The organism is Vogesella lacus, assembly GCF_979366295.1.
This window is the reverse complement of sequence record NZ_CEETQT010000021.1, coordinates 1-7,679: the sequence shown is the minus strand read 5'-3', so window position 1 is coordinate 7,679 and position 7,679 is coordinate 1. Positions and strand designations below refer to the sequence as shown.

The following is a 7,679-nucleotide window of genomic DNA, read 5'->3' as shown; positions in this document are numbered from 1 at the left end:
ATGATCTCCATCACCAGCGCGGCTTTGCGCTTGGCGGTCCAGCGTTTGATATCGTCTTCCATGGTCATGCTCATCACGTGCTCCTGTGTGAATTATGACCTGTGCAGGTTTTTAGTGGGTCATTACAACTGCTCGCAACGATGGGGACGTGGTATTGAGCTGCCTGCCATGGTGATGCGTGCGCATGTTCAACGAAGCAAGCGAAAGTGGCAACATAATCCATCTGCTGTAGGGCCCCCCACTTTCGAAGCAGTCAGCCAACATCATGACTGGCGCCGCCATTTCAATGCTGCGAGCCTGACTCGGAACGGACTGTTAACAATGAATGCATTATGTGGTCGCCACAAAGCGGTCATTTTCGATGCCTTTGGCACTTTGCTTGAAATCGGCAAACCGCATCATCCGTATCTATTACTGATGCGGTATGCGCGCGCCCATGGTCGCAAGCCTCAGGCGGATGACGCACGCACCATTCTGACATTTGACGGTAATCTGCCCGAGTTGGCCGCGCACTTGGGCGTCGCCCTTTGCGCCGAGCAATTGGCCGTTTGCGAAGCCGCCTTGCAGGCAGACCTGCAAAGCATCGAAAGCTTTGGCGATAGCGCAGAGGTGTTGGCCGCACTGCGGCAAGGCGGACACCGTATTGCCATCTGCTCGAATCTGGCCCGGCCGTACGGGGCTAAAGTGGTGGAAATACTGCCTGATGCCGACGTCTATGCCATGAGCTATGCGCTCGGTTGTATCAAGCCCGAGCCCCGGATTTACCAGTCCACGCTGGACAAGCTGAACCTGTCGGCCAGTGACTGCCTTTTTATTGGGGATTCTGCGTTTGCAGATCGGGATGGTGCCAAGGCCATGGGCATGGACGGCCGATTGCTTGACCGCAAAAGCGGCCAGCAGCTCAAGGATCTGCTGGCGGATGTGCTGTGAAGCCATGATGAGTCTGACGGTTGCGCCACCCGATTGCTACGGCAAAAAACACGCCAGTCGCGCTGCATGCATTGTTGCATCGCTACGGCGTGCAAAAGTGGCCAGGCCCAGCTGTCGCTGATGGCTGCCACCACGCCGGCTTACAGGCGGCTTACCGCGTCGATCAGGCTGTTGTCGCTCTGGTGCAGGTAAATCTGTGTGGTCTGGATGCTGGCGTGGCGCAGCAGGCGGCGGGTTTCGTCCAGTCGTGCGCCGCTTTGCAACAGGCGCGTGGCGTAGCTGTGGCGGAACCAGTGTGCCGAGGCGCGTTGCAGCGCCTCACGCGTGGCCAGGTTTTCGTCAGCCGCCAGGACGGGCAGGGCGGCGGCCTGATCCAGCAATTGCCGCAGCAAATCGTGCAGATGGCGCGGTGTGAGCGGCTGCTGCTGGCGGCCAGCATGCAGCGCACACAATAGCGGCGTGTCTTCGTCATGCGCGGGCAGGGCGGGCAGGCCCAGGCTGTGACGATAGGCAACGAGCTTGGGCAGCAGTCTGGCCGGTAGCGGGATATCCGCCAGCACGTTGCCCTTGCCCCTGATGCGCCACCACCAGTGACCACCGCGGTTAACGAGGTCGCCCATGCGTGCGGCGATGACTTCGCTGCGCCGCGCGCCGGTGTAATACAGCAGATGACACAGCCAGTCGAGGCGGCATTGCTCGGCCTGCTGGCGCGCGTCATCGGAGGGCAGGGCGGCGAGGGCGTCTTGCAGCGCCTGCCACATGGCGGCATCGAGCAGGCGTTCCGGTGCGAGGTCGCGGCGGGTGGCGGCCAGCTGGCGACCCCGGCGCAGCTTGAACGGGTTGTGCGCCAGATAGCCCGTCTCGACCAGATAGCTGTACAGATTGCCCAGCCGCGTCAGCGCCAGTTGCTGCGAAGCCGGTGACAGGCCGCGCAAGAATGGCCGCCACGCCGGGTTGAGCGTGCCGTCGGGCAACAGCCGCGCCACCCGTTGGCCGCACCACTGCTCGGCCGGTTGCGGGTCGGGCAAGAATTGCCGGTAGGCGAGAATGTCCTCGCGGCGGATGTCGGCCAGACCCTGGCCGCGTAGCGCCGCCCACAGTACGAAGCGTTCGGCCTCCTTGCGCAGTGCGTCCAGCGTGTGCGGGTTGTGGTATTCGGCCAGCCACAGGCGGATGGCTTCGCCGTCATTGCCGGCGCGGGTCAGGGTGGCGCTGTCGCGCACTTGCAGGCTGGCGAGGGTGGCTTGCAGGCTGTCTGGCAGGGTCGGGATCATGGCGGACTGGCTCGTTTACAGGTTGGTGATGTCGGCGGTTTCGCCGGTTTCGGCCAGCAGCTGATGCAGGCTGGCGAGGTCAAACCAGTCCTCGCCGCCGCCCTCAAAACGCAGCAGGTATGCATCCTGGCCATGCTGCGTGCGCACGGCCAAGCACACGCCGCGGCCACCTTCGGGCATCAGCGGTGAATCGTGGCCATCCCGCACGCGGAACACGCTGCCGGGCAGATAGACCGCCGCGCTAGGCTTGGCCGCACGGGCAGACGGCGCGGCCTTGCGGCCAACTTGCAGCTGACGGCGCCAGGCGGCATTCAGTGGCGGCAGGCCGGCGAGGCAGCACTCCCATTGCAGGCTGCGGCGCGGGTTGTGGATCACGCGGGACAAATGGCTGCGCGACACCCCCAGCGCCTCGGCCAGCAGGCTGACCGTCCAGCCCAGCGCCTGCAGGCGGGCTTGCCAATGGGCGGCGCTCTGGCGTAATGGCTCGCCGGCGTCACGCTGCAGATGGCGGATGGCAAGGGGCGGTTTCATGCGCGTCTCCTGTGTGTCGGCACAAATGGCCAGTCGGTGGCGTGTGATCTGCACATCACGGTTTATGAATAAATCCCTTGTAAAACATCATCTTGAAAACGCAGCCACCGGCCGGATAAAGCCCGGCGATAGCGCGGGTTTCCGGTTTTTCATTTTACTTCACATACTGTGGAATATGTGAGATTTCGGCAAGATTTTGTATTGTAATGACGTCATTACGCTGTGTAATATATCGTTCAGCCTCGCCCTGCCGCCTGCCGCCTGCTGGCTGACTGGCAACCGAACCCATCAAGGAAAGCCCATGCTGCCCGTCAACACCCGACAAGCCGTGCACGACCTGGCCGATGCCCTGCTGACCGAAGGCATCGAGCCGACCACCTTGCTCATCCGCGAACGGCTGGGGCGCGGCTCGCACACCACCATCACCGCCGCCCTGCGCGACTGGCGGCAAGCACGCAGCGGCAATGCCGACGCGGCGCAGCGGGTGCGGCAAGTGGCACAAGACGGCGTGCCGGCCAGCCTCACCGAGGCGCTGCACACCCTGTGGCTGCAAGCTCTGCAAACCGCGCACGATACCCTGAGCGACGAGCGCCAGACGCTGGCCGACGAGCGCGCCAGCTTGCACGCCGCCATGCAGCAATCGGCGCAGCGGCAGGCACAACTGCTCAGCCAATGGCAACAGGCCGAACAGCGCGAAGCCCAGCTCCGCCAGGCATTAGATGCAGAAAGCCGCCAGCGGCAGGACGCCGAACTGGCACTGGCGCGCGAACAAGCCAGCGCGGCGGAAAGGTTGGCCGCAGGACAAGTCACGCTGGACGCCGCCCGGCAAGCCCTGGCCGACAGCCAGCACGCCGCGCAACAGGCTCGCACCGCGCACGACGAAGCCATCACCCGGCTGCAAGACGCGCAGCAGCAGCAGCTTGAGCGGCAATTCACCCGGCTGGATGCGCTGCGCCAGCAGCTCTTGCTCGATGCCGACCGCGAACGCGACGCCATGCGCCGCGAACTGGCCGCCGCCCGCGAACGCGAAGCGGCGCTGGCCGCCACGCATGAACAGGCCGCCACCCGCTGGCAGCAGGAGCGCGACGCGCACCGGAAAGAAGCCGTACAGCGCCAGCAGGCCCTGCAACAGCAACTGGGACAGCGCGACACAGACATCGGCCGCCTCGAAGAAAGGCTGGCGCACAGCCAGCAGCGCCTGGCCGACTGCGAGCAACAGCTGGCACACCTTCGTCAGGCAACGTTGTCCGCAGACCCGCCCCCGCCTGACGAGGCCATCTGCGCCGAATTGCACAAGCTGCTGGCCGCCGGCCCGCTCCCCCGCCCCGACCTCATCGCCCTGTGCTGCGAAGAATGCCTGTGCAGCGCGGCCGACGCGCAAGCCCAATTAAGCCGCTTATTGCAGGCGGGTGAGCTGCTGGCAGCGCAAGGGCAGATCAGCCGCAAGCCGGGATAGCGCCAGACCCGCCCGACGGGAACATCCCGCCCGGTCGCGCCAACGGGCAAGCCAGCAACACCGCCTGCGCGACGCGCCTGCAGCAGCACCGCAACCGGATCGGCCAGCAGAAATTGTCACGAAACATGCCGAAGACATGCCAGTCCCGTCCCGCTGCGTACTTCCCGCCGCCCACAGCCGCAAAGCCTTGCCAGCTGACAACCTATCGAAATATCATGCCGAGATATACACATCAACCAAAGAAATAGACACCTGAACAGGTGTCTATTACACGTTAGGCTTCTTAAAGGATTTTCTCTTTGAAAGTGTTTCTAGCAGACTCGTTCGCGGATGAAGAAGGACCCCTCGCAGAAGAGGGAAAGACTGTCTATGTTCAAGGTCCCAAGGAAAAAATACTTGAGCTCTGCAAATTCTTTGAGAGCGTAGCGGTACATTTGAAAGACAATGAATATTGTCATATGCACTTCATGGATTCGTCTCCGTCTTGGACCAAAGAGGGCTACATAGATATTGCGGTCGATGTAGCGCCTAACGAATCATCCAAGCGGACGCCTTCCGGCGCCGCTTAACTCCAACGTTAGGCCTATGACGAAATTCCAAGCCACGCCTCTTCCAGAAACGCCCTCCTCAGACGGGAAGACTGAATTATCAGAAGTCCATTTTGATTTAAATACACTCGAAATTATCGTCGGCCTATTTGATGGCGAAACAGACAAGAAAGTTATTTTTGATGAAGTGTGCGGCTTTCGAGCGCTTGATGAAGGGGATCTCTCTGCATGGTGGTCTCATGTTACGCTAGAAGATGGGTGGTGCTTTGAAGTTACACAAGGCGGTTGGTTTGAACAGGAAAGCCAGCGCCCGGATTTTATTTCTGGCGCAGCGGCCTTCTACCGAGAATTTTTGATCATTGGTGTTGATTTTTGTATTAGCGTAATTGCAAAGGACTATCCTCGTGTGCTGACCCTTTCCCGGGCCTAACACTTCATTCAACCCGGACTGGCTAAAGCCAGCCGGTTAATTCAAACGTTAGCCCTTTATGAATCATCAGCATCCCGCAGCTATTGAGATATGCAAGCGCTTTGATGTAGAAGCGGAATTTCCCTCGCCTCAAGAGAAAATTGGCATCGCACTTGAAACCTTAGATTTGCTGCCACTTAATGCATTGCGGCATAAAGCTGAGCATGGCACTTGTGGGTGGTATATATGGGGCGGCGAGACACTTTCCAGTGATCCGCATTTCTTCCAGCCACTACATATTTCTCACTTGAACGAGTATGCAACTGATATTCAAAAATATTTAGGATTGCCGCCAGGTTGGCGCGTACTATTAGCACCAAACTATGAGGATGTGTGGTTTGACCAATCTCTCCTTAACACGGCAGACTAACCTACCGTGCAAAGTTTGGCCGCAAGCAATAAACGGGTTTGCGGCCAACCTTTTGCTGCTTCGTTGGCTGCTGTTGCAAGGTTTTTTGGTGGGCTGAGCTGGTGCGGTTCTGCTCCGGCACAGTTCTAACATTTCATTCAACCGGACGCGCTGACGCGCGCCAGTTAATTCGCACGTTATGCAGCTTGAAGACTTTACCGAAGGTTGGGAACCGATCCATGTCGGGTTCGAAGGTGCGGCGCTGTCGATCAGCGGCATCAATCCATGGCTTCACGCACACAGTTGGCGACGTGTTCAGGAAGCCAGCGTCGTTGTGCGCATCCTACGTACCGGCAAGAGCGTCATCGAGCTTGGGTCTACGAGGTCTCGTTCAACGGAAAGGTCGTCCGCTTTGCCGCAACGGAACTATCCAATGGCGTGTGGGGCTTCTATGTTCCTTGCCATGCCGATGCATAACAGTTCATTCCAGCGGACGCCTAACGGCGCCGCTGAATTCAGTCGTTAGAGGTTTCGCTATGGACATTCCCCAACTCGCACAGAAGCTTGCTGAGCTAGGTGTAAATCATCAAGCCTACCGAGTCGGTCGTTTCGGAGGCGGAAGCTCCGATGCGGTAGTCCTTGAACAAACCGAGAAGGGATTTGAGGTTTTCTACACTGAGCGTGGGCATAACTCTCGCTTGGCTTCATTTCAAAGCGAGTCTAAGGCTTGCGAGTACGTTCTCAGGCAGTTGGAGAAAGAAGAATCGGCTCTTGCGCACAACGTTGGAATCTTCGACACCGAATCCCAAGCATCAACTCTGGCATCCAAACTCACTGCCGCTGGCATTCGGGTCAAGACCGATGCCATTCCTATGGGGCCTAACAGCAAACGCTATCGGGTATTCGTCTTTGGTCGTGACATTGAGCGTGTTCGACAAGTCCGCGGGTGGTAAACCAACCTCTAACATGGCGCTCAACCTCGCTCCCTTCGGTCGCTGGACGCTGCGCCATAAAGCGGCGCAGCGCCGGTTAGCTCTACGTTATGCGGCAAGGAGAAATCGTGGCTATACCTGAAGCAGCAAGTCTTCTCGCCGGGTTCGTTCTCGCTCACGCGGCGTGGAACGTATCCGATCTTCCAAAAGGTGACCTACTCGTCCCTTTGGCCATTGTTGAAACGGGTTCAGAACGAAAGCTTGTGCGGTTCGAGGCAGAAACCCAAGAGCAGGCAATATCTGAGGGCAAGGCGTTCGTTGCAAAGCAGCAGGCAGTTGCAGAAGCCTGGGCCTTAGCCCGAGAAGGGCAGATGAATACGAGCGCAGGAAAAGTTGATGTGCTTGTTGTTGACGCCTGGGCAAAGGGCATGAGCGAGCCAATAACCTACATTCAGCCGTTCCAGCCATTTGCGGTTGGTTCGTTCAAGTTGCTAGGCCCGGCAGTTCCAGTTGTATCGGGTTCAATTCTGAGCTCGGAACAATCTGAATCATACCTAGCCATTCTCTATCGCGGCGTTTCCACTCATGGCAAGGCTGCTGCTCTTTGGGCTTCGTGGCAATAATGCGTTGCCGCATAACCATTCGTTGCAGGCGCGACGGCCCTGACGGGCCGCGGCCTGAACTCAAACGTTAGGCTTCTTAAAGGATTTTCTCTTTGGAAGTGTTTCTAGCAGACTCATTCGCGGATGAAGAAGGATCCCTCGCAGAAGAGGGAAAGACTGTCTATGTTCAAGGTCCCAAGGAAAAAATACTTGAGCTCTGCAAATTCTTTGAGAGCGTAGCGGTGTAATGACCCAGCCCTTTCTGCACAGGTCAGGCTGCTAATTGATACGCCATTGCAGGCGTCTTCATCCCCAAAGCTTGGTGTGGGCGCCGGTGGTTGTAGAACCCGATCCAGTCTGCAATCACCCGGCTAGCGTGCGCCAGGCTTTCAAAGCGGTGTCGATGCGCGCACTGCTCTTTCAAAGTGCGAATCACCCGCTCCACCATCCCGTTCTGTTCTGGTGTGTACGGCGTGATGAATTCCTGCTGCAAACCGTAGCTTTTCACCAGCGCGGTGTAGCTGCGGCTGGTGAACACCAAGCCGTTGTCGCTGCGCAGCAGGAAGCGTTGAGGCACTCTGCCCAAGC

The 7,679-nt window shown here is 58.9% G+C and carries 9 protein-coding genes; 6 read left to right on the top strand and 3 right to left on the bottom strand.

Features of this window, described 5'->3' with window-relative positions:
• On the top strand, positions 1-930 hold a 930-nt coding region (locus ACZ9W6_RS17475), incomplete at its 5' end, for an HAD family hydrolase (protein WP_465192468.1).
• Positions 931-1,070: 140 nt separating this feature from the next.
• Here the strand turns inward: ACZ9W6_RS17475 and ACZ9W6_RS17470 are convergent.
• Together ACZ9W6_RS17470 and ACZ9W6_RS17465 are read right to left on the bottom strand one after the other, a co-directional pair.
• Positions 1,071-2,204, bottom strand: coding sequence for a tyrosine-type recombinase/integrase (locus ACZ9W6_RS17470; protein WP_465192467.1), 1,134 nt, complete (start codon positions 2,202-2,204; stop codon positions 1,071-1,073).
• Between the two features lie 15 nt (positions 2,205-2,219).
• Entirely contained in the window at positions 2,220-2,735 is a 516-nt protein-coding gene (locus ACZ9W6_RS17465) for a helix-turn-helix domain-containing protein (RefSeq protein ID WP_465192466.1), read from the bottom strand.
• Between the two features lie 301 nt (positions 2,736-3,036).
• On the opposite strand from ACZ9W6_RS17465, the gene ACZ9W6_RS17460 reads away from it, so the two are divergent.
• From ACZ9W6_RS17460 to ACZ9W6_RS17440, 5 genes are all read left to right on the top strand, one after another.
• The gene (locus ACZ9W6_RS17460) at positions 3,037-4,191 is read left to right on the top strand and encodes a DNA-binding protein (protein WP_465192465.1); all 1,155 of its coding nucleotides are present in this window, start codon (positions 3,037-3,039) and stop codon (positions 4,189-4,191) included.
• Positions 4,192-4,776: 585 nt separating this feature from the next.
• Positions 4,777-5,169, top strand: coding sequence for a hypothetical protein (locus ACZ9W6_RS17455; RefSeq protein ID WP_465192464.1), 393 nt, complete (start codon positions 4,777-4,779; stop codon positions 5,167-5,169).
• A 58-nt stretch (positions 5,170-5,227) separates the two neighbouring features.
• On the top strand, positions 5,228-5,578 hold the full coding sequence (locus tag ACZ9W6_RS17450) for an immunity protein Imm33 domain-containing protein (protein WP_465192463.1): 351 nt from the start codon (positions 5,228-5,230) through the stop codon (positions 5,576-5,578).
• A gap of 515 nt (positions 5,579-6,093) precedes the next feature.
• Complete coding sequence (locus tag ACZ9W6_RS17445) at positions 6,094-6,510, top strand: SPOR domain-containing protein (protein ID WP_465192462.1); 417 nt, start codon at positions 6,094-6,096, stop codon at positions 6,508-6,510.
• 107 nt (positions 6,511-6,617) lie between these two features.
• Entirely contained in the window at positions 6,618-7,112 is a 495-nt protein-coding gene (locus tag ACZ9W6_RS17440) for a hypothetical protein (RefSeq protein WP_465192461.1), read from the top strand.
• 250 nt (positions 7,113-7,362) lie between these two features.
• Here the strand turns inward: ACZ9W6_RS17440 and ACZ9W6_RS17435 are convergent.
• Positions 7,363-7,679, bottom strand: a 317-nt coding sequence (locus ACZ9W6_RS17435; protein ID WP_465192460.1) for a transposase, incomplete at its 5' end; no start/stop codon positions are given.

Coding starts and splice junctions, on each gene's coding strand:
- ACZ9W6_RS17470 (WP_465192467.1), bottom strand. CDS start 2,204: ATGATCCCGACCCTGCCAGACAGCCTGCAAGCCACCCTCGCCAGCCTG.
- ACZ9W6_RS17465 (WP_465192466.1), bottom strand. CDS start 2,735: ATGAAACCGCCCCTTGCCATCCGCCATCTGCAGCGTGACGCCGGCGAG.
- ACZ9W6_RS17460 (WP_465192465.1), top strand. CDS start 3,037: ATGCTGCCCGTCAACACCCGACAAGCCGTGCACGACCTGGCCGATGCC.
- ACZ9W6_RS17455 (WP_465192464.1), top strand. CDS start 4,777: ATGACGAAATTCCAAGCCACGCCTCTTCCAGAAACGCCCTCCTCAGAC.
- ACZ9W6_RS17450 (WP_465192463.1), top strand. CDS start 5,228: ATGAATCATCAGCATCCCGCAGCTATTGAGATATGCAAGCGCTTTGAT.
- ACZ9W6_RS17445 (WP_465192462.1), top strand. CDS start 6,094: ATGGACATTCCCCAACTCGCACAGAAGCTTGCTGAGCTAGGTGTAAAT.